The sequence below is a fragment of the Nocardia cyriacigeorgica genome (assembly GCF_010858045.1).
In the GTDB taxonomy this organism is placed as follows: Bacteria; Actinomycetota; Actinomycetes; order Mycobacteriales; family Mycobacteriaceae; genus Nocardia; species Nocardia cyriacigeorgica_E.
On sequence record NZ_JAAGVC010000006.1, the window covers coordinates 77383 to 95323 of the forward strand.

General features: G+C 67.6%; 18 protein-coding genes. 7 read left to right on the forward strand and 11 right to left on the reverse strand.

Annotated elements, in window-relative coordinates; all coding sequences use genetic code 11:
- Positions 1–20: 20 nt before the first annotated feature.
- The 10 genes from GV790_RS08145 to GV790_RS08190 form a co-directional block, all read right to left on the reverse strand.
- The gene (locus GV790_RS08145; RefSeq protein WP_163812172.1) at positions 21–188 is read right to left on the reverse strand and encodes a hypothetical protein; all 168 of its coding nucleotides are present in this window, start codon (positions 186–188) and stop codon (positions 21–23) included.
- Positions 189–314: 126 nt separating this feature from the next.
- Complete coding sequence (locus GV790_RS08150; protein ID WP_163812469.1) at positions 315–1523, reverse strand: acetyl-CoA C-acetyltransferase; 1209 nt, start codon at positions 1521–1523, stop codon at positions 315–317.
- A 54-nt stretch (positions 1524–1577) separates the two neighbouring features.
- A complete protein-coding gene (locus tag GV790_RS08155) occupies positions 1578–2726 on the reverse strand; it encodes an acyl-CoA dehydrogenase family protein (protein WP_163812471.1) in 1149 nt (382 codons plus the stop codon).
- A 95-nt stretch (positions 2727–2821) separates the two neighbouring features.
- The gene (locus tag GV790_RS08160) at positions 2822–3496 is read right to left on the reverse strand and encodes a GntR family transcriptional regulator (RefSeq protein WP_256673120.1); all 675 of its coding nucleotides are present in this window, start codon (positions 3494–3496) and stop codon (positions 2822–2824) included.
- 58 nt (positions 3497–3554) lie between these two features.
- Positions 3555–4709: a CaiB/BaiF CoA transferase family protein gene (locus tag GV790_RS08165; protein ID WP_163812175.1), complete on the reverse strand. Its 1155-nt coding sequence runs from the start codon at positions 4707–4709 to the stop codon at positions 3555–3557.
- On the reverse strand, positions 4706–5497 hold the full coding sequence (locus GV790_RS08170; RefSeq protein ID WP_163812178.1) for an enoyl-CoA hydratase/isomerase family protein: 792 nt from the start codon (positions 5495–5497) through the stop codon (positions 4706–4708). Before GV790_RS08170 ends, GV790_RS08165 begins: the two co-directional genes overlap by 4 nt.
- A 50-nt stretch (positions 5498–5547) precedes the next feature.
- Positions 5548–6693 carry a CaiB/BaiF CoA transferase family protein gene (locus GV790_RS08175; RefSeq protein WP_163812180.1) on the reverse strand — a complete coding sequence of 382 codons (1146 nt, stop codon included), beginning with the start codon at positions 6691–6693 and terminating at the stop codon, positions 5548–5550.
- 14 nt (positions 6694–6707) lie between these two features.
- On the reverse strand, positions 6708–7883 hold the full coding sequence (locus tag GV790_RS08180) for an acyl-CoA dehydrogenase family protein (protein ID WP_163812182.1): 1176 nt from the start codon (positions 7881–7883) through the stop codon (positions 6708–6710).
- A 10-nt stretch (positions 7884–7893) separates the two neighbouring features.
- Entirely contained in the window at positions 7894–9837 is a 1944-nt protein-coding gene (locus GV790_RS08185) for an AMP-binding protein (protein WP_163812184.1), read from the reverse strand.
- 29 nt (positions 9838–9866) lie between these two features.
- Positions 9867–10349 carry a MaoC family dehydratase gene (locus GV790_RS08190; protein ID WP_339384730.1) on the reverse strand — a complete coding sequence of 161 codons (483 nt, stop codon included), beginning with the start codon at positions 10347–10349 and terminating at the stop codon, positions 9867–9869.
- Between the two features lie 158 nt (positions 10350–10507).
- On the opposite strand from GV790_RS08190, the gene GV790_RS08195 reads away from it, so the two are divergent.
- The 6 genes from GV790_RS08195 to GV790_RS08220 all read left to right on the forward strand — a co-directional run bounded on the left by GV790_RS08195 (position 10508) and on the right by GV790_RS08220 (position 15521).
- Positions 10508–11662, forward strand: a complete 1155-nt coding sequence (locus GV790_RS08195; RefSeq protein WP_280213031.1) for an acyl-CoA dehydrogenase family protein — start codon at positions 10508–10510, stop codon at positions 11660–11662.
- Complete coding sequence (locus GV790_RS08200; protein WP_280213025.1) at positions 11659–12528, forward strand: HpcH/HpaI aldolase/citrate lyase family protein; 870 nt, start codon at positions 11659–11661, stop codon at positions 12526–12528. The genes GV790_RS08195 and GV790_RS08200 overlap by 4 nt, the downstream gene beginning before the upstream one ends.
- Positions 12525–13271, forward strand: coding sequence for a 3-oxoacyl-ACP reductase FabG (gene fabG / locus GV790_RS08205; RefSeq protein ID WP_163812188.1), 747 nt, complete (start codon positions 12525–12527; stop codon positions 13269–13271). The genes GV790_RS08200 and fabG overlap by 4 nt, the downstream gene beginning before the upstream one ends.
- Positions 13268–14149: an FAS1-like dehydratase domain-containing protein gene (locus GV790_RS08210; protein WP_280213023.1), complete on the forward strand. Its 882-nt coding sequence runs from the start codon at positions 13268–13270 to the stop codon at positions 14147–14149. The genes fabG and GV790_RS08210 overlap by 4 nt, the downstream gene beginning before the upstream one ends.
- A gap of 12 nt (positions 14150–14161) precedes the next feature.
- On the forward strand, positions 14162–14614 hold the full coding sequence (locus GV790_RS08215) for a MaoC family dehydratase (protein ID WP_163812190.1): 453 nt from the start codon (positions 14162–14164) through the stop codon (positions 14612–14614).
- A gap of 211 nt (positions 14615–14825) precedes the next feature.
- Positions 14826–15521 carry a GntR family transcriptional regulator gene (locus tag GV790_RS08220; RefSeq protein WP_375139379.1) on the forward strand — a complete coding sequence of 232 codons (696 nt, stop codon included), beginning with the start codon at positions 14826–14828 and terminating at the stop codon, positions 15519–15521.
- 25 nt (positions 15522–15546) lie between these two features.
- Here GV790_RS08220 and GV790_RS08225 read toward each other — a convergent pair whose 3' ends face one another.
- Positions 15547–16440, reverse strand: coding sequence for an HpcH/HpaI aldolase/citrate lyase family protein (locus GV790_RS08225; RefSeq protein ID WP_163812192.1), 894 nt, complete (start codon positions 16438–16440; stop codon positions 15547–15549).
- 252 nt (positions 16441–16692) lie between these two features.
- On the opposite strand from GV790_RS08225, the gene GV790_RS08230 reads away from it, so the two are divergent.
- On the forward strand, positions 16693–17853 hold the full coding sequence (locus tag GV790_RS08230) for a low temperature requirement protein A (RefSeq protein WP_163812194.1): 1161 nt from the start codon (positions 16693–16695) through the stop codon (positions 17851–17853).
- Positions 17854–17941 lie beyond the last annotated feature (88 nt).

A 17941-nucleotide genomic window follows, 5' to 3' on the forward strand; every position in this document is an offset into this window, starting at 1 on the left:
CTGGGTAAATACACGTTTGCTCAAGGCACGAGATACAGACGCTCGTTCGGCAAGCGGGGCAGGTCGGTGTAATGCGCGGCGGCGACGGCGATCTCGCAGGAGAGCCGTCCGGCCACATCCTGGACGAAGATCAGCGCCGCGGTCAGGCAGGCCACGAATTCCATGCGGATACCGGCGAGTTCGATCATCAGCCGGACATCGGGTTCCTGTGGGCATGGTGATCGTTTCATCGGCACTCACTCGGTTCGAATAACGACTGTGCCCCGGCGGGCCTGTTCGGTTCGCCGGGGCACGGTCAGGCGCCTGAACGGTGATCAGGCCGTCTCGAAGGTGGCGGCGAGCCCTTGGCCGCCACCGATGCACATGGTGGCGAGTCCGCGGCCGCCACCGCGCCGACGCAGCTCGTGCAGCAGTGTGGTCACCATACGGGCGCCGGTGGCGCCGATCGGATGACCGAGCGAAATCCCGGATCCGTTGACGTTGAGCCGATCATGATCGCGCCAGCCCCAGCCCTCGAGCACCGCGAGCACCTGCACCGCGAAGGCCTCGTTGAGTTCCACCAGGTCCATGCTGTCGAGCAGACCCACGGTGTCGGTGCCCTGCCGCGCGGCCAGTCGGGCCACCGCGGGCACCGGCCCGATCCCCATCCGGGAGGGATCGCACCCGGCCGCCGCCCATCCGGTCAGGAAACCGATCGGCTCCAGCCCGAGCGCGTCGAGCTGATCCTCGGCGACGATGAGAAGTCCTGCGGCGGCGTCGTTCTGCTGACTGGAGTTGCCCGCGGTGACGGTGCCGCCCGGGGTGATGGTGCGCAGCTTCGACAAGGTCTGCGGGGTGGAATCGGCGCGAACACCTTCGTCGGTGGCGAAAACCACCGGATCTGCCTTGCGCTGCGGCACCGTCACCGGGACCACCTCGTCGGCGAAACGCCCCTCGGCCCATGCCGCCGCGGCCCGCTGGTGGCTGCGCGCGGCGTAGGCGTCGGCTTCTTCTCTGGTCAGACCGTAATCGACGGCCAGGTTCTCGGCGGTCTCGATCATTCCGGAGATCTTGCCGAAACGGGCTTCCGGCTGGGAGCGCTCGCGGCCGCGGTCCAGGCGATCGAACAGCTGCACCGTGCCCGCCCGCGCACCCCAGCGGGTCGCGGTGGAGTAGTACTCGATCCGGCTCATCGACTCGACACCGCCGGCCAGCACGACGTCGGCGGCTCCGGTCTGCACCATCATGGCGGCGGTGATCAGGGCCTGCAATCCGCCGCCACACCGGCGATCCAATTGCATCCCCGGCACCGCGAGCGGCAGGCCGGCATGCAGGGCGATCCATCGGCCAACGCACGGTACCTCGGAATTGGCGTAGGACTGGGCGAAGACGACGTCCTCGATGCGTTCGGGGTCGATGCCCGCGCGTTCTACCACGGCGTTCACCACGGTGGCGCCCAGATCTTCGACGGCGACCTCACGCAATGCTCCGCCGAAGGTGCCGACGGGCGTGCGGGTGGGGGCGACCAAGGCCGCCCGGCGCAGGGTACTGGTCACGGGATACAGTCCAATCCTGATGTCTGCTGGGTGTTGTCGCGGTCAGATCGCATTGCGCGCGATCAGCTGCGCGGCGATGACATTGCGCTGGATCTCGTTGGTGCCCTCGCCGACGATCATCAGCGGCGCATCGCGGAAATAGCGCTCCACGTCGTACTCCTTGGAGTAGCCGTATCCGCCGTGCACCCGGATCGCATCCAGCGCGATCTGCATCGCGGTCTCGGAGGCGAACAGTTTCGCCATCCCGGCCTCCATATCGGCCCGCTCCCCCGCGTCCAGTTTCTGCGCCGCATCCAGCGTCAGTAGCCGGGCCGCGCGCTGCTTGGTGGCCATGTCGGCCAGCATGTTGCCGATGGACTGATGCTTCCAGATGGGTTTGCCGAAGGATTCGCGTTCCTGTGCGTAACGCACCGCATCGTCGAGGGCGGCCTGGCCGACGCCGAGCGCCCGGGAGGCCACCTGGATGCGGCCGACCTCGAGACCGCGCATCATCTGGGCCCAGCCCTGGTTCGGCACACCACCCAAGATGGCGTCGTCGCCGACCCGGCGGCCGTCGAAGACCAGCTCACACGCTTCCACACCGCGATAGCCGAGCTTGGGGAGTTTCTTCGAGATCACCAGGCCGTCACCGGGCTCGACCAGCAGCACACTCATCCCCTTGTGCGCCGGCTTCGCATCGCGGTCGGTGATACACAGCAGTCCGATCAGGCCGGAATGCGCCGCATTGGAGATCCAGGTCTTCGACCCCGTGATCGACCACATGTCGCCGTCGCGGGTCGCGGTCGTCCGCATGGCCTGGAGGTCGCTGCCGCCCCCGGGTTCGGTGAGCGCCATGGTGGCCCGGATCGAGCCCTCGGCCATCTTCGGCAGATACTTCGCCTTCTGCTCGTCGGTGCCGAATGTCTTGATCAAGTAGGTGATGACGGAGTGGCCGCCGATGGCTCCCGCCAGGCTCATCCACCCGCGGGCCAGCTCCTCGGTGACTCGCGCGAAGCATGCGGTACTCACATCCACGCCGCCGTATTCGGCGGGGGCGAGCAGTCCGAAGAATCCGAGCCGCTTCATCTCCTCGATGAACGCCTCCGGGTAGATATCGTCCTGTTCGAAGTCCCGCACCCGAGGCTTCACCCTGTCGTCGACGAACTCCGACACCAGGTCCACCATCTGCTGTTCATCGGCGGAGAGGCTCATACTCGGCCGCATCCCTTCTCGTGTCGTCATGCACAAAATATTATATCATCTTCGCGGGCGGGACAATCGCCCGTGCCACCAGGCCCGGATCCCGCCTATGTGCCCCAGAACCCGCGTGATTCGAGCATCGCGACGGCGTGATCGCCACCGCGCACGAAATGCGCTTCGGTCAGGGCGTGTGCCTGTGCCGCCGAACGCGAGCGCAAGGCGGCAAGGATCTCGCGATGATCGCGATCGGCGACATCCGGCCACTCCAGATGAGCCTCATAGAAGCCGTGCGGCCCAGCACTGCCGAGCACTTTGAGCTCGGAGATCAGTCGCCGCGAACCCGATGCCCGATTGATCAGCCGGTGGAAATCGAAATTGAGCAGCTCCCGCTCCGCACTCGACACCGACTCCTCCATCCGGCCCAGAATCGCGTCCAACGCGTCGAGAGTGCGCTCGGATATCGTCGTCGCGGCACGAGCGGCCGCACGTCCGGAGACCACCCCGAGAATCCAGTAGTGGTCACGAACATCGTCACGGGTCATCATCGCCACGAACGCGCCGCGGCGCGGCGGCAGATGCACCACACCCTCGATCTCGAGCGCGATCAGCGCCTCACGCACCGGCACTTTGCTGACGCCGAGATAGTCGGCGATCTCGTCCTGATCGATCTTGTCACCGGGTCGCAACTCACCGGAGAAGATCCGCCGGCGGATTTCCTGGGCCGCCGCGGTCTTGAGGCTGACGGGCGCCGTTACGCGAGGAAGGCCGATGTCGTCTGTCATGAAAAATATTGTATCTTTTATCCCAGTTCTCATCGGTGAACCCGCCGCCGGTCCGGGCTCAACCGAACTCGGCGCGGATCGCCTCGGTATCGGCGCCCAGCGCAGGCACCGATCCGTTGCGCACCGCCCAGCCCCGCGCCACCGCCGGCGGCAGCAGGGCGGGCACCGGCCCGGACGGGGTGCCGACCTCACGCCATCGGGCACGCGCGCGCAGCTGCGGATGCTCGGCGAGCTCGCGCACGCCGTTGAGACGGGCATTGCCGATCCCCGCGGCGTCGGCGGCTTCCTGGATCTCGGCGAGTGTGCGCTGGGCACACCACTGGGCCAGCACCTCATCCAACTCCGCACGCAGCCGGACGCGGTCGTCGTTGTGCGCGTAGCGCGGATCCGCGGCCAGCTCAGGACGATCCATCAACTCCGCCAGCCGATGCCATTCACGGTCGCTGGTGGTACCGAGCACGGCGGTGTGGCCGTCGGCGGTCGGGTAGGCGCCATAGGGCGCGATCATCGGTGACCCCATGCCGACCGGCTCCGGTTCGGTGCCCGCATGCAGGTACTGATTGAGCGCGAAACCCATCATCTCCGACACCACGTCGAGCATCGACAGCGCGATCACCGCGCCACGTCCGGTGCGCTCACGGTCGTAGAGCGCACCGAGCACCGCCGAATAGGCGTACAGCGCCGTACCGACATCCGCGATGGGAATACCCGGTTTGGCCGGATGGCCCGGCGTTCCGGTGATGCTGCACGAGCCCGCCTCCGACTGGATCAGCAGGTCGTAGGCGCGCTTGTGGTCCAGCGGTCCCCCACGCCCGTATCCGGAGATGTCGACGATGATCAGCCGGGGGAACCTCCGCTCGAGGTCGTCGACACCGAGGCCGAGCCGGTCCAGCGCGCCCGGCGCCAGATTGGACACGAGCACATCAGCGGCGGCCAGCACACCGAGCAGGACCTGCTTGTCCTCGGGCGCCTTGAGGTCGAGCGCGGCCGACTCCTTGCCGTGATTGAGCCAGGTGAAATGCGCGGACAGACCACCGACCACGGTGTCGTAATGCCGGGTCGAATCGCCGTAACCGGGCTGCTCGACCTTGATGACCCTGGCACCGAGATCGGCCAGGTGCCTGGTGCACAGCGGGGCCGAAATCGCCTGCTCCAGACCGACAACGGTGATTCCGGCCAGCGGTGCCGCGGCGTGCGCTCCGGTGCCGGTCACGAGAACCTCGGCGCGCGCTTCTCGCGGTGCGAGGTCACGCCCTCCACCACATCGGGTCCGCCGAACCCGTAGAACTCGAGGCCCAACGAGGCGTCGAAGATCGGCATGGCCTGCCGGTACCAGCCGTTGAGCGCCATCTTCGTGTGCTGAACACCCGTGCGTGAGCTCGCGGCGAGCGTGGTGGCCAGCGTCATCGCTCGCTCCTGCACGTCCTCGTCGTCGACGCAGAGTGACACCATGCCGATGCGCTCGGCCTCTTCGCCGGTCAGCACCTCGTTGGTGAGCAGGTGGTACTTGGCTTTGGCCATCCCCGCCAGCAATGGCCAGCAGATGGCGGCATGATCGCCCGCCGCGACACCGAGCCGGACATGCCCGTCCACGATCTTGGCCTTACGCCCGGCGACGGAGATATCGGCGAGTAGCGCCACCACCAGACCGGCACCCACCGCGGGGCCGTTGATCGCGGAAACGATCGGCTGGGGCACCTCGATGATGTTGCGCACCAGATCACGCGCCTCCCGCATGACCCTGGTCCGCGCCCGGTAGTCCCCGATCATGTCCTCGACCAGGTCGAAGCTGCCGCCGGCGGAGAACGCCCGCTCGCCCGCACCACGCACAAGCACCGCGCGCACCGACTCGTCGAGCGCGATCACCGGCCACACGTCGGCCAGCTCCCGGTGCATGTCCGGGCCGACCGAATTCAGGTTCGGGCCGTCGAGCACGATGCGGAGCACCCCATCGGATGGCCGATCGATGGTCAATGACGGAAAGTCTGCGTAGTCGGGCACGGATAATCCTCTCGTTTCTGATTCCTTGCGGTGCGGTCGGTTCCGCGCCGTTACCGGCCGGTGGCAGTGGCCGCAGCGTCGGCTGCTTCCCACCGCGCCAGCACCCGCGCGGCCTCGATGCTGCCGCGCGGCGGCACCGAGGGCGCCCTGGCCGGGGTCCGGCCGAATCGCGGCGCGGGCGCGGGTTGCAGCACCTCGCCAACGCGACGGTAGAGGCCACGCGCGCGATTGTGCGGGTCCTCGGCCGCTTCCTCGAAGGTCAGCACCGGAGTGACACAGGCGTCGGTGCCCCGGTACACCTGCTCCCACTCATCGCGGGTGCGTTCGGCGACGGCAGCGGCGATCAGCTCACGCAGCCGCGGCCACTGCTCGCGATCGTCCTGGCCCGGCCAGTCGGTGGTGTCGACCCCGAGCCGACTGATGAACTCCCGGTAGAAGTCCGGTTCCAACGCGCCGACCGCGAGATAACGCCCGTCGCGACACTGGTAGGTGTCGTAGAAAGGTGCACCGGAGTCGAGGAAGTTGGTCCCCGGCTCATCGGAGAACAAACCGGCCGCACGCAGACCCTGGAGTTTCGCCGTCAGCACCGCGACACCGTCGACCATCGCGGCATCGATCACCTGGCCGCGACCGGTTCTGGCCGCCTCGACGAGGGCGCAGGCGATTCCGAACGCACCGATCGCGCCGCCGCCGGCGTAATCGCCGAGCAGGTTGATCGGCGGGCGGGGAGCACCACCGGCGGTCGCCAGCGCGTGCAGGGCACCGGACTGTGCCACATAGTTGATGTCGTGGCCGGCCTGCTGGGCCAGCGGGCCGGATTGGCCATAGCCGGTGAGGCGGACATAGATCAGGCGTTGGTTGCGTCCCATCACGTCATCGGGGCCGAGCCCGAGACGCTCGGTGACGCCCGGGCGGTAACCCTCGATGAAGACGTCGGCGCTGTCGGCCAGCCGCAGCACCGTCGCCCGCCCGTCCGGGTCCTTCAAATCGACAGCGACGGAACCGACTCCGCGATTGACCACATCGGCTTCCTCGGCCAGCCCCACGGTCTGGCTCAGCGCCCGCGCTGACCGGTGCGCCGGCCGCACCACGCGCACCACATCGGCACCCATATCGGCCAGCAGCATCGAGACATACGGCACCGGCCCCATGCCCGCGAGCACCACCACCCGGATTCCCGCCAACGGTCCCGTCATGATCCGGCCTTTCGTCAGTAGGAACGGGGCAGGCCGAGCACCTGCTGAGAGATGTAATTGCGCACCATTTCCTGCGAGAACGGCGCATTGCGCAACAACCGCACCTCACGCCACAGCCGCTCGATGTGGTACTCCTTCGCGTAGGCGTACCCGCCGAGAGTCGAGAAGGCCCGATCGCAGGCCTCGAATCCGCTTTCGGCGCCGAGATATTTGGCGGCGGCGGCCTCGGGCCCGCACGGCAGGCCTGCGTCGAAGAGCTTCGCGGCCCGCACGACCATGCCCTCGGCGGCCTCGAGCCGGATCCAGGAATCGGCCAGCGGATGCGCCACCGCCTGGTTCTGACCGATCGGGCGGTCGAACACCACGCGGTTCTTGGCGTATTCGGCGCCGATCTCGAGCGCGGCCCGGCCGAGGCCGATGCCCTCCATGCCGACGACGATGCGCTCCGGATTCAGGCCGTCGAGCAGGTAGTAGAAGCCCTTGTCGACCTCGCCGACCAGGCGGTCGTCGGAGACCTCGAGGTTGTCGATGAACAACTCGTTGGTGTCGATGGCGGCGCGGCCCAGCTTGTCGATCTCACGCACGGTGATCTTGGACCGATCCATATCGGCGAAGAACAGCGACATCCCCCACAGCGGCTTGTCTTCGCGCCGCGGCGAGGTGCGGGCCAGCAGCAGAATCTTCTGCGCGTTCTGCGCGTTGGTGATGAACACCTTCTGGCCGTTGATCACCCAGCCGCCATCGACCTTGGTGGCCTTGGTCTTGATCCGCGAAGTATCCACCCCGGCAGTGGGTTCGGTGACGCCGAAGGCCATCAGCAGCTCACCGGAGGCGAGTTTGGGCAGGTATTCCCGCTTCATCTGCTCGGAACCGTACTTCACGATCGGCGCAGGCGGGAACACGTAGAAGTGGATCGCCGAGCCGCCGCTCATGCCGGCACCGGAGGCGGAGATCTCGCCCATCATCACCGCGGCCTCCTCGAGGCCGAGCCCGATCCCGCCGTACTCCTCCGGGATCATCGCGCCCAGCCAGCCGCCCGCGGCGAAGGCCTTGACGAAATCCCAGGGGTATTCGTGTTTGCGGTCTTTGTCCAGCCAGTAGTCGTTGTCGAACTTGCGGGCCAGCTCACGGGTGGCTTGGCGGACGACCTCGACGTTGCTACCGGTATCGGTGCCGGGGGCTGCGGTCATGGCGGTTCTCCTATTCATTACCCGTGGACACGGGAATCGCTTCGAGTGGGGTGGCGGGGTCCAGCGCGGACATATCTCCCGCCGGCACGCCGAGGAACCGAGCACGGATGGCCCGGCGCATGATCTTTCCGTTCTTGGTCTTCGGCAAGGTCGCGACCGGATGGACGGCAGGCGCGAAGGAACGACCGGCGTTGGCGATGGCCGTCTCTTGCAGATCGTCGGTGGCCGCACCGTCACGGAGCACGACGAAGGCCACCGCACGTTGCCCACGCTGCTCGTCGGGGACGCCGATCACGGCCACCTCGGCGATGCGCGGATCGCGCAGCAGCGAGGCCTCGATCTCCGCCGGACCGACCCGTCGGCCGGACAGCTTGAGGGTGTCGTCGGAGCGGCCGTGAATGCGCCACATCCCGTGTTCGTCGACGCTGGCCAGGTCGCCGTGCACCCATACGCCGTCCCAGCGGCTCCAATAGGTGTCGAGGTAGCGGTCGCGATCCTGCCAGAACGCATGGGTCATGCCGGGAAAGGTGTTGCGGACCGCCAGTTCGCCGATCGCGCCGACGACCGGGTTGCCGTCATCGTCGAGGACCGCGGCGTCCACACCGGGCAACGGACCGTTGAACGCGGCCGCCGCGGCGGGCAGGAACGGATAACCGATCAGCAGGCCCCCACCCACCTCGGTACCACCGCTGTAGTTGACGATCGGCCGCGTCCGGCCGCCCACCTGATCGAACAGCCACCACCAGGTGGGCTCGTCCCAGGCTTCGCCGGTCGAGACGAACGAACGCAGGCTCGGCATCTGCGGCGCGACCGCGTCGTTGGCTTTGAGCGCGCGCGCCGCGGTGGGCGCGATCCCGGCCACCGTGACGCCGTTGCGTGCGATGACCTCCCACATCCGGATCGGGGTCGGATGCACCGGCAGGCCCTCGATCATCACGATGGTCGCACCCAGCTGAAGCGGGCCGGTCATCAGCATCGGACCGACCAGCCAGCCCAGATCGGTGATCCAGGAGACCACATCGCCGGTGTGCACGTCGAAGCCGTAGCCGAAGTCGACCGCCGTCTTGACCGCGAAGCCACCGTGCGAGTGCACGATTCCCTTCGGGCGGCCCGTGGTTCCAGAGGTGTAGACGATGGTCAACGGATCGTTGGATTCGGTGTCGGCGGTCGCCACCGGGGCGGGATCGGGATCGAGTTCGTCGAAGTACACATCGCGCCCCGCCCGCATCGGCACCTCGACGCCGAGATGACGCACCACGACCACCGACCGCACCGTCGGCGAAACGGCCAGCGCGGCATCGGCGGTGGCCTTGAGATCCACCTGCTTGCCGCGTCGAGTGGTGCCGTCGGCCGTCACCAGCAGCACCGCCTCGGAATCCTGGAGCCGGGTGGCCAGCGCCTCGGGGGCATAGCCGCTGAACGTGGGCACCGATACCGCACCGATCATCGCGATGGCCAGGAAGGCCACCGCGGCTTCGGGGACCACCGGCATGAACAGCACCACTCGGTCGCCGCGGCCGACGCCCAGCTGGGTCAGATTCGCCGCAAATCTGCGTACCTGCTCGTCGAGCTCGGCGAAGGTCAGGGTGCGGCGCTGCCCGGCATCGCCCTCGTACACCACCGCGGTGGTGTCGGCCAACGCGCCGCGCGCATGGCGATGCGCGGTCAGCTCGGCGATATTGACCGTGCCGCCGGGGAACCAGCGCGGAAACTCCTTGCCCGCCGACTCGTCGAGGACCCGCTCGAACGGCGTCGCGAACTCGACGCCGAGGTCAGCGACCGCTGCGCGCCAGAACCACTCCGGGTCCGCGATCGCGCGGCAGTGGAGTTCGGCGACGGCGGCCGCGTCATCGCCGAGACCCCAGTCACGCATCGCCGCGAGCAGCCTGCTGCGTTCGCGCACCGATTCGCCGGGTATCCAGGCGAAATCCTCCGGGGACTGCACATCCACCATGCCGCGTTTCTCCTTCGTCGGTCGTCGTCTCAGGCCTGCTCGACCGGGCGCTTCATCATCAGGCCGGCGCGCAGCGCATCACAGACGATCTCGTCGCGCTGGTTGATGCCGAGGTGGCGGAACATGACGATCCCGGAGTCGTTGCGGCTCTTGGACTCTCGTTTGCTCACGATCTCGGTGCGGACATGGATGGTGTCGCCGTGGAAGACCGGCTTCGGGAACTTGATCTGTTCGAAGCCGAGGTTGCCAAGCGTGGTGCCCTGGGTGGTCTCCGGAACGGTGACGCCCGAGACCAGGCCGAGGATGAACAGGCTGTTCACCAGTCGCTGGCCGTAGATCGAGTTCTTGCTGTATTCGGCATCCAGGTGCAACGGAGCCAGGTTCAGCGTCATCACGCTGAACAGGGTGTTGTCGGCCTCGGTGACCGTGCGGCGGGTCGGGTGGTCGATGACCATTCCCGGTTCGAATTCCTCGAAGTACAGGCCCGGCATGTGATGTCCTTTCTCGCGCACAGCGGTGCGGCCGTCCGTGGTGTGATCCACACCCTAGCTAATAATATATTATGTATGCAACCGCCCGATACTCCAGCTGGTGCCACAGCGGGACGTATCATATATTTTATCATCGAACCACCGCGACCAACCGACATAAGGAGCCGACAGTGTCCGAAGTGAGTGCCGAGGACTTCGCGCCGATCCTGGCGCAGGTCCGACAGTTCGTGCGGACCAAAGTGGTGCCCCGCGAGGCCGAAATCCTGGCCACCGACGCCATTCCGGACGATATCCGGCGGCAGGCCGCCGATATGGGCCTGTTCGGTTACGCGATCCCGCAGCAGTGGGGCGGGCTCGGCCTCGACCTCACCCAGGACGTAGAGCTCGCCATGGAGCTCGGCTACACCAATCTCGCTTTGCGTTCGATGTTCGGGACCAACAACGGTATCGCCGGACAGGTGCTGGTGAACTACGGCACCGACGAGCAGAAGAAGCAGTGGCTCGAAGGCATCGCCAGCGGTGAGACCGTGGCGTCGTTCGCGCTCACCGAACCCGGTGCGGGCTCCAACCCGGCCGGGCTGCGCACCAAGGCCGTCCGCGACGGCGACGACTGGGTGATCACCGGCGAGAAACGGTTCATCACCAACGCACCGCTGGCCGGTCTGTTCGTCACCTTCGCCCGTACCCGCGAAGCAACCAAGGGCGATCCGGGTATCGCGGTGTTCCTGGTCCCGGCCGATACCCCAGGAGTCGCTGTCGCCCCGAAGGATTCGAAGATGGGCCACGAGGGCTCATGGACCGCCGACGTCGCGTTCACCGACGTGCGCGTGCCGGCGGATGCGCTGGTCGGCGGCGCCGAAGAGGTCGGCTACCGTGCCGCGATGAGCTCGCTCTCGCGGGGCCGGGTCCACATTGCCGCGCTGGCCGTCGGCACCGCGCAGCGCGCCCTCGACGAATCGGTCGCCTACGCCGCGACCGCCACCCAGGGCGGCACCGCAATCGGCGATTTCCAGCTGGTCCAGGCCATGATCGCCGATCAGCAGACCGGCGTGATGGCCGGGCGGGCCCTGGTCCGTGATGCCGCGGCCAAGTACGTCTCCGGCGAGGACCGGCGCATCGCGCCCTCGGTGGCGAAGCTGTTCTGCACCGAGATGGTCGGCCGGGTCGCCGACAACGCGGTCCAGATCCACGGTGGATCCGGATACATGCGCGAGGTCGCGGTCGAACACATCTACCGCGACGTGCGGCTGCTGCGTCTCTACGAAGGCACCAGTGAAATCCAGCGACTGATCATCGGCGGTGGTCTGGTACGCGAAGCCAAGAAGAACTCGTGAGCGCCCCGACCGCACCGAGCATCACCGACCAGGTCAGCACTGCGGCCACCCTGCTGTTCGTGCCCGCCGACCGGCCCGAACGGTTCGCCAAGGCCGCCGCGGCCGGCGCCGACCTGGTGGTGCTCGACCTCGAGGACGCGGTTGCACCGGAGAACAAGGCGAGCGCGCGTCGTCACGCCGCCGATTGGGTGGCGGCCGGGCACCGGTGTGCCGTACGAGTCAATGCCGCCGGAACTCCCTGGCACGACGCGGAACTGGCGGTACTGGCTCCCGCACGGTGCGCGGTGATGCTGCCCAAGGCCGAGGACCCGGCGATCGTGCGCCGGGTGGCGCAGGTACTCGGCCCCGATGTGCCGTTGATCGCCCTGATCGAGACCGCACGCGGGGTGCTAGAGGCGGCACGGATCGCCGCCGTCGCACGGGTGCGCAGGCTCGCGCTCGGCACCTTCGACCTGGCCGCGGAGCTCGGCATCGATCCCGCTGATCGCGCGGCGCTGTCCGCGACCCGCCAGCAGCTGGTCCTGGCCGCCGCCGCGGCCGGGCTGCCCGGCCCGATCGACGGCGTCACCGCCGCCATCGACGACGCCGAGCGGCTCACCGACGACACCCGCTACGGCGCCCGCCTCGGATTCGCCGGCAAGCTCTGCATTCACCCGCGCCAACTCGCGCCCGTCGCCGCCGCGCTGCGGCCGAGCGAGCGTGAACTGATCTGGGCGGTGCGCGTCATCGACGCGGTGGAGGCCGGATCCGGCGTGGCCGTCGTCGACGGCACCATGGTCGACAAACCCGTCGTCGACCGGGCCCAGCGCATTCTGGCCCGAGCGGGCACCCTACCGAACACCGACAACTGTGAGGACAATCCATGACCGGGCCATTGCTGCACAACAAGACCGCCGTCATCACCGGCGCCGCTCAGGGAATCGGCTACGCGATCGCCGAACGATTCATTGCCGAGGGCGCACGCGTGGTGGTCGGCGACATCGACGGCGCGGCTGCCGCGGCCGCGGCCGAGCGTCTCGGCGGCGCGGAACTCGCCCGCGGCGTCCGCTGCGATGTCACCTCCGCCGACGAGGTACAGGCGCTGCTGTATGCCGCCGCCGACTCCTTCTCCCCCGTCGATGTGATGGTAAACAATGCCGGTATCACCCGTGATGCCACCATGCGGAAAATGACCGAGGAGCAGTTCGATCAGGTGATCGCCGTCCACCTCAAGGGCACCTGGAACGGCACCCGGCTGGCGGGCGCGATCATGCGTGAGCGCGGCAGCGGGGCGATCGTCAACATGTCGTCGCTGTCGGGCAAGATCGGCCTGGCCGGTCAGACCAACTATTCGGCCGCCAAGGCAGGCATCGTCGGACTGTCCAAAGCCGCCGCCAAGGAACTCGCGCACCTGGGTGTGCGGGTCAACGCCATCCAGCCCGGCCTCATCCGCACCGCGATGACCGAGGCCATGCCGCAGAAGGTCTGGGATCAGAAGATGGCCGAGATCCCGCTCGGGCGGGCCGGCGAGGTCGGCGAAATCGCCGATGTCGCGCTCTTTCTCGCCTCCGATCTGTCCTCGTATATGACCGGTACGGTGCTCGAGGTGACCGGCGGGCGGTTCATGTGAGCCTCGTCGATACCGATTCCGGCTGGCTGCCGCACACCGAGACCGGCACCGAACTCCTGGACCCGGGTCCCGTCGCGGCCCTCGCGGCGATCTTCGACGACGGGCTGGCGAGCCCGTTGCCGGGCGATCCGCTACCGCCGCTGTGGCATTGGGTCGCGCTGCCGCGCTGGGCGGCGTCGGGTGTTCTCGGCGCGGACGGTCATCCGCGTCGAGGCGGTTTTCTACCGCCAGTCGCCTTGCCGCGGCGCATGTTCGCCGGTGGCGAGGTGCATTTCCACGCACCTCTGATCGTCGGCACGCAGATCCGCAGGGAATCCGAGGTGATCTCGGTGGCGGAAAAAAGTGGCCGAACCGGTGCGCTGGTGGTGGTCGACGTGCGAACCAGACTGTTCGACCACAACGACGTGCTCGCGGTCGAGGAGGTGCAGAACCTCATCTACCGGGAAGCTGCCGCACCGTCGTCCGGGCCCGCACCCGAACCGCCCACCGCCACAGCCGAACCCGCGGCCCCGCTGCATCGGGTCTCGGATACCGAGTGGACATTGCGCACCGACCCCGCGCTGCTGATGCGTTTCTCCGCCGCCACTGCCAACGCGCATCGCATCCATTACGACTGGCCCTACGCCACCAGGGTCGAGGGCTATCCGGGACTTGTCGTGCACGGCCCGCTGCAAGCGCTGGCACTGGCCGAGACCCACCGGCTGGCCGCCGGCGCCCCGATCGCATCCCTGCGGCATCGCGGCCGGGCCCCGCTCTTCTGCGGGGAGCCAGCGCGCCTGCGCGCCGAGGCCGGGCCCGATAGTGTCGCGCTCGCGCTGTTCGGGCCGCGCGGCGAAGCTGCCGGACCGAACGCGACCGTCGATCTCATCACCCGATAGACAGGAGCCACCGTGACCCGAGTGTTCACCTCCCTCGATGAGGTGCGAGCCGCGCTGGGCGAGCAGATCGGCCCCAGCGATCCGCTGGTGGTCGATCAGCAGCGGATCACCGGCTTCGCCGAAGCCACCGGCGATCTCCAGTGGATCCACGTCGATCCCGAACGCGCCGCGAACGGCCCCTACGGTGCGACCATCGCGCACGGCTATCTCACGCTGTCGCTGCTGCCGCATTTCAGCCGATCGCTGGTGTCCTTCGAATTCGGTTCCGCGCGCATCAATTACGGCGTGGACAAGGTGCGCTTCCCGGCCCCCGTGCCGGTCGGGACACAGCTGCGGGCGACGGTCACCCTCACCGACATCACCGAATCCGCCGCGGGGGCGCTGGTGACGACGAAGTATGTCGTCGACGGCGGCGCGAGCAAACCGGCCTGTGTGGCACAGACGCTGGTACTGATCGCGGGCTGATCCGCAGACCACTGATGGGCCGTCGGCGACACGCGTTCGACGGCCCATCAGCGCGCCATTAGCCGATCTTTTGCATTTTATCTATAATCGACTATCCCTCCCGGAACGGCCCGGGCTCGGCGACGCGGCTCGCTCCCCCGCCGGCGGCGGAGCGCACGACCACCGGTCACGGCCGCCCGACACAGAAGGAGGCGCGAGCACCGTGAAGGCGATCGACAACGGTATTCCCGTGCGCACTCGGCGGCATCAGCAGTTGCCCGAGCAGGTCGCCGGGTATGTGCGGGAGCAGATTCTGTCGGGCGTGCTTCGGCCCGGTGAGTTTCTGCGGATGGAGCCGATCGCCGAGGCGGTCGGCGTCAGCATCACCCCGGTGCGCGAAGCGCTGCTCGCGCTGAGCAGTGAAGGGTTCGTCACCGCGTTGCCGCGCCGCGGGTTCGTCGTCGCGACCTTTACCAGGCAGGACATCCGCGACCTGTTCTGGGCGCAGGGCCAATTGGCCGGCGAACTCGCCGCGCGCGCGGCGAAGCGGATCAGCACGTCCGAGATCGAGCAGCTGACGCGACTGGTCGACCAAGGCGAACAGGCACGCGCCAGAGGTGATGTGGACGAGATCGGCGAACTCGGCCACCGCTTCCATCGCATCATCAACATCGCGGCCGATTCCGACCGGCTGGCCCGATTGCTCGCCGCGGTCGTCAGCCATCTGCCGAACCACTTCTACGCATCCATCGAAGCGCACGTGGAGACGATGGGCGCCCAGCACGAACAACTCATCGATGCCTTGCGACGCCGCGACGCGCGCCGGGCGAGGAAGATCATGGCGGCGCACATCGAGGAGAGCGCCGATTACGTGGTGCAGATGCTCGAGGAACGCGGCCTGTGGGCCGACGCCGAGGCGACGGGCTGACCCGCCGCCTCGGCGTCGCCGGCGCTCACGCGTCGACCGACATCGCCTCCGCCAGCGCGATGATGCCCTCAGCGGTCTTCACATGCGCGATATCGATGTGCTGGCCCTCGAAATCGACGGCGGCACTGCCGGCGGCTTCGGCTTCCTTGAACGCGAGAATCATGCGGCGGTAGAAGTCGACCTTCTCCGGCGACGGAGCGAACACCTCGTTGGCGATCGCCACATGCGACGGGTGGATGGCCACCAGACCGCGGTAGCCGAGGCGACGATTGTCCTCGCAGAAGCGGCGGCAGCCTTCGAGGTCCTTGATGTCCTGCCACACACCCGCCACCGGATGGTGCAGACCGTTGGAGCGGGCGGCCAGCACGATCCGGCTGCGCAGGTACAGGGTCTCGAGGCCCTCGGGGGTGAATTCGAATCCCAGTTCCCGGCCGACGTCGGCGCTCGGACCGGTGGCCCCGAGCAACGAGGCCACTCGTGGGCTGGCCGCCGCGATCTCTTCACAGTGCGCCATCGATACCGCTGTCTCGTAGGACACGATGAGTTCGACGGTCCCCACCTCGATACCTTCGCGCTGCTCGATATGGCTCAATACCGCGTCCAGCCGGACGATTTCGGCAGCGGTGAACACCTTCGCCAGGAACAGGCCCGTCAGGCCCGGCCGCACGACGGCCTCGAGATCGGCGCTGAGCAGCCCGCTCACTTCCGGGTTGGCCCGCACCCACAGGTCCGGGCGCACGCCGTCGGCGGTCAATCGATCGATGGTGTCGGCGACGGTCTTGCGGCCCTGCTCCTTCTCCGCTGCAGGCACCGAATCCTCGAGATCGAGAATCAGGGCGTCGGCACCGGAGGCGACGCCCTTGTCGGCCCATGCGCCCTTGTGGCCGGGGACGAAGAGCATCGAGCGATACGGTTTCATCGGGTGCCTCCTTGGCATGCTGCGAGTTACGCACGGTGAACGAAGATGCAAGATAATATATTCTATACCATCTTGGACGGTACGTGGGCCTGCCCGCTCGCGTCCATGCGCGCCGCCGTCGCACCACGAGATACCGCCCGGGAATCCACCGATCAGGACATCCCTGCCGGAAACCTCGGCTACTCCCCTGCCAGACGATTAGATTCACACTCGTCGCCCCCGGGTCGATCACCTCGCCATGAGGAGGAATCCATGCACATCCGGCAGGTGCCCGGCCTCCATCGTGCGGTCTCGCCGCTGGAGCTGTTCTTCGATCTGGTGTTCGTGCTGGCCGTCGGTCAGCTGACCCACCATCTGATCACCCACCTGAGCTGGCACGGCGCTGCCGAGACACTGGTCGCGTTGATCGGGGTATGCGGGGTCTGGGCGTTCACCACGTTCGAGGTCACCATGCTCGATATCGAACGCACGGGCACTCAACTGGTCACGATCACGGTGATGGGCCTCGGCCTGTTCATGAATGCGGGAATCGCCAATGCGTTCGGCGACAGCCCGTGGTTGTTCGTCGTACCTATGCTGCTCGCACTCGTGGGGCCCGGAATCTATGCGGCCGCGACCGCGCCTTCGCCTGAGCTGCGCCGCCATTTCGTGCATGTGCTGATCTGGTTCGCGGTCTCGTCGCCCCTGTGGCTGGCAGGCGCCGCGCTCGAGGGCGACCTGCGGCTCTGGTGCTGGGCGGCGGCTGCGTGCATCGACCTGGTGGGCACCTGGACCGCGCATCCAGTGCCGAGCGGCGCCATCCACACCCGGCGACTCCCCTTCGACGCCGACCACATTCTGGAGCGGATGCGGCTTTTCCTGATCATCTTGCTCGGCGAGACGGTTCTGACGCTCGGAAGAGTGATCTCGGCACATCATTCCGACCTCCTCACCCTCGTTCTGGCCCTCGGCTGCTTCGTCGCACTGGTCTGCCTGTGGGTGATCTATTTCCGTCGGGCCGAAAAGCTCGTCGAGGACCATCTGTCATCGACCGAAGATCCGATCGGTGCCGCACACCTCGGGATCAATGCCATCTACGCGGTGGTCGCCGGCTTGGTGGTGTTCGCTGCCGGTAGCGAGCTCGTGCTCGCACACGCACACGACCCCGAGTCAGGCACCGCGGGCGTGCTGATCCTGGCCGGTCCGGCAATCTACTTGATCGCGCAGGCGGTGTATTTCCACCGGACCACCGGTTCCGGCTGGCCGGCGCGTCTCGTCGGCGCCGCCGCGCTGGCGTCGGCCGCCTGCGTCGCGTACTGGCTGCCCGCCTACCTCGTCGTGATCGCGCTGGTCGTGATTCTGCTGGCACTGGCGATCGGCTTCTCCCGCACCGCCGCCGGGCCAGGACCCGCCGTCACGCCCGAGCCCGGGTGAGTGCAGGGCCGGCGATCCACCGCCGCGGCGACGGCACTCTCCTTGCCGCCGTGAACTCCAGAGCCCGATAGCGCCTCCGGTTACCCGC

Bases quoted from the DNA above. Each gene is read 5' to 3' on its own strand.
- GV790_RS08145 (WP_163812172.1), bottom strand. From the start codon at position 188: ATGATCGAACTCGCCGGTATCCGCATGGAATTCGTGGCCTGCCTGACC.
- GV790_RS08155 (WP_163812471.1), bottom strand. From the start codon at position 2,726: ATGAGCCTCTCCGCCGATGAACAGCAGATGGTGGACCTGGTGTCGGAG.
- GV790_RS08160 (WP_256673120.1), bottom strand. From the start codon at position 3,496: ATGACAGACGACATCGGCCTTCCTCGCGTAACGGCGCCCGTCAGCCTC.
- GV790_RS08175 (WP_163812180.1), bottom strand. From the start codon at position 6,693: ATGACGGGACCGTTGGCGGGAATCCGGGTGGTGGTGCTCGCGGGCATG.
- GV790_RS08180 (WP_163812182.1), bottom strand. From the start codon at position 7,883: ATGACCGCAGCCCCCGGCACCGATACCGGTAGCAACGTCGAGGTCGTC.
- GV790_RS08185 (WP_163812184.1), bottom strand. From the start codon at position 9,837: ATGGTGGATGTGCAGTCCCCGGAGGATTTCGCCTGGATACCCGGCGAA.
- fabG (WP_163812188.1), top strand. From the start codon at position 12,525: ATGACCGGGCCATTGCTGCACAACAAGACCGCCGTCATCACCGGCGCC.
- GV790_RS08225 (WP_163812192.1), bottom strand. From the start codon at position 16,440: ATGAAACCGTATCGCTCGATGCTCTTCGTCCCCGGCCACAAGGGCGCA.
- GV790_RS08230 (WP_163812194.1), top strand. From the start codon at position 16,693: ATGCACATCCGGCAGGTGCCCGGCCTCCATCGTGCGGTCTCGCCGCTG.